At 54.3% G+C, this 2,344-nt stretch carries 2 protein-coding genes and 1 pseudogene; all 3 read right to left on the reverse strand.

Annotated elements, in window-relative coordinates; genetic code table 11:
• Nucleotides 1-126: 126 nt before the first annotated feature.
• A complete protein-coding gene (serS, locus tag L692_RS0126360) occupies nucleotides 127-1,416 on the reverse strand; it encodes a serine--tRNA ligase (RefSeq protein ID WP_025702872.1) in 1,290 nt (429 codons plus the stop codon).
• Nucleotides 1,417-1,500: 84 nt separating this feature from the next.
• Nucleotides 1,501-2,085 (reverse strand): pyridoxal 5'-phosphate synthase glutaminase subunit PdxT, encoded by a 585-nt coding sequence (pdxT, locus tag L692_RS0126365; RefSeq protein WP_025702873.1) that lies wholly within the window; start codon nucleotides 2,083-2,085, stop codon nucleotides 1,501-1,503.
• 19 nt (nucleotides 2,086-2,104) lie between these two features.
• Nucleotides 2,105-2,344 (reverse strand): annotated as a pseudogene (locus tag L692_RS30365) (pyridoxal 5'-phosphate synthase lyase subunit PdxS); the annotation flags it as partial.

A 2,344-nucleotide genomic window follows, 5' to 3' on the forward strand; every position in this document is an offset into this window, starting at 1 on the left:
GTGGGCTTGCACCCTAACGGTTTTCAAGACCGCCCCGTTATGACCGCTTCGGTACCTCTCCATATGCAGCAAATATCACATGCACTAGAGATTGTACCATATTAGTCTCCACGGAAGCAACTCCATTTATTGGTTCGTCTTTGGGCGGATTACTTTAATATTGCCCATATAAGGCTGAAGACGTTCCGGAATAAGGATGCTGCCGTCCTCCTGCTGATAATTCTCCAAGATAGCGGCCACCGTACGTCCTACCGCCAAAGCCGAGCCATTGAGCGTATGCACGAATTCCGGCTTGGCTTTCGGTTCCTTGCGGAAACGGATATTGGCCCGCCGGGCCTGGAAGTCCTCCGTGTTCGAGCAGGACGAGATTTCACGATACATGCCGCTTTCCGGCAGCCATACTTCGAGGTCATAGGTTTTGGCCGCGGTAAAGCCCATATCGCCCGTACAGAGCGCCAGCACGCGGTAGGGCAGCTCCAGAAGCTGCAGCACGCTCTCGGCATCCGCAGTCATTTTCTCAAGCTCCTCGTAGGAGGATTCCGGCGAGGTCAGCTTGACCAGCTCTACCTTGTTGAATTGATGCTGGCGGATCAGCCCGCGGGTATCCCGTCCCGCCGAGCCGGCCTCCGAACGGAAGCAGGAGCTGTAAGCGACAAAATATTTCGGCAAGTCGGAAGCGTTCAGAATCTCCTCCCGGTAATAGTTCGTTACCGGCACCTCGGCCGTCGGGATCAGATAATACTCCGTGTCGCGGAGCTTGAACAGATCTTCCTCGAATTTGGGAAGCTGTCCCGTGCCGTACAGGCTGTCTTTGTTGACAATATACGGCGGCAGCATTTCCTCGTAATGATGCTCCCCGCTGTGCAGGTCCATCATGAAATTAATGACAGCGCGTTCCAGGCGGGCTCCAAGACCTTTGTAGAATACGAAACGTGATCCAGTCACCTTGGCAGCGGCCTCAAAATCAAGAATATCCAGATTTTGCGCCAGCTCCCAGTGAGACTTGGGTGTAAAGCCGAGCTCACGCGGCTGCGACCAGCGGCGCACCTCTTTGTTCTCTTCCTCGGATTTGCCAACCGGCACCGATTCATGGGGAATGTTCGGAATGCTCAGCATCAGCTCGGAGATTTGACCTTCCAGCTCACGCACCTCATCATCCAGTTCTTTGATCCGGTCGGATACATTTCGCATTTCGGCAATCAGTTCGTCGGCGGGCTCCCCGCTCTTCTTCCGCTTGGCTACCTCTCCCGAGACAGTGTTCCGGCGGTTCTTCAGGCTTTCGGTCTCCTGCAGCAATTCGCGGCGGCGAAGATCCAGCACCGGAAATTCGGAGATCAAATCCTGCGATTTGCCGCGTTTATCAAGCGCCTCCTCCACCTTGGCATAATCGGTGCGCAATATTTTAACATCTAACACGACATTTCCCTCCTGAAACAGCCTTAACTCTTTCAAGCAGCCCGCGAAGGCTTTGAAAGAGTCAGGATGTTTTTATATACAGTTCTATTGTTCAGCTGTCCGGGTAGCCTGCACCATGTCCGCAAAATACTGATGAAGCCGAAAATCATCCGTGAGTTCCGGGTGAAAAGAAGATACGAGCAAATTGCCCTCGCGTGCGGTAACAATCTCTCCGTTATAGGTGGACAGCACCTCAACGCCCGGACCCACCTTCTCGATGAGCGGAGCCCGAATAAACACCGCCCGAACCGGCTCCTCGATCCCTTTTACGTCCAGATCGCATTCAAAGCTCTCCCGCTGTCTTCCAAAGGCATTCCGCGCAACGGTAATGTCCATCAGCTCAAGATGTGACGGCTCTCCGCCCGCAATTTCTTTGGCCAGCACAATAAGTCCAGCGCAGGTGCCAAAGACCGGCTTCCCCCCGCCCGCAAACTCGCGAATCGCTTCAATAAAACCGTATTTACGCATCAGCTTGCCGATAGTCGTGCTCTCGCCTCCGGGGATGATCAGTCCGTCCACCTCGCCTAGCTGCTCCACGCGCTTGATTGGCGTTCCCTCGGCTCCCGTCTTGCCGATGCTCACTATATGTTCCGTTACGGCGCCCTGAAGCGCCAATACTCCTATCTTCATACCCAAGCCCTTCTCTCTATTACCAGCCGCGCTCGGACATCCGCTCGGCAGCGGTCAGAGTTGCAATATCAATACCTTTCATCGCTGTACCCAGGTTCTTGGATACTTCGGCGATCAGTTTATAATCAGTGTAGTGCGTAGTTGCTTCAACAATTGCGCGGGCGAACTTCTCAGGGTTGTCCGATTTGAAAATACCGGAGCCCACGAATACGCCGTCCGCTCCCAGATGCATCATCAATGCGGCATCGGCGGGAGTAGC

The organism is Paenibacillus forsythiae T98 (genome assembly GCF_000520735.1).
GTDB lineage: Bacteria > Bacillota > Bacilli > Paenibacillales > Paenibacillaceae > Paenibacillus_AQ > Paenibacillus_AQ forsythiae.